Here is a 215-nt window from a genome sequence, read left to right as displayed (position 1 = left end):
CGACCTTTTCTAAAAGCCATTGATTGAGACTTTTAGGTCTTCTAATAAAATACGAAATGATGCGGTCATCACTCGTCTTAATCTCAATTTTTTCTCTATGTTGGCCGTCGTACTCTCGCTCAATTTTAAATTGGGCAAAGGGATTTTCCTGACAGTCCGTTAGAATGCCTTTAGTGAGCTCGTTATGTTTGTTGTAAGTGTATTTGAAAAAATTC

At 36.7% G+C, this 215-nt stretch carries 1 protein-coding gene; it reads right to left on the bottom strand.

All coding sequences use genetic code 11. From position 1 onward, the window contains the following. Positions 1-215, bottom strand: a 215-nt coding sequence (locus tag AOM43_RS13910) for a hypothetical protein (RefSeq protein WP_152618873.1), incomplete at both ends; no start/stop codon positions are given.

The organism is Parachlamydia acanthamoebae (genome assembly GCF_000875975.1).
Classification (GTDB): Bacteria; Chlamydiota; Chlamydiia; order Chlamydiales; family Parachlamydiaceae; genus Parachlamydia; species Parachlamydia acanthamoebae.
The sequence above is the reverse complement of the archived record's forward strand: the minus strand, read 5'-3'. Positions and strand labels throughout refer to the sequence as shown.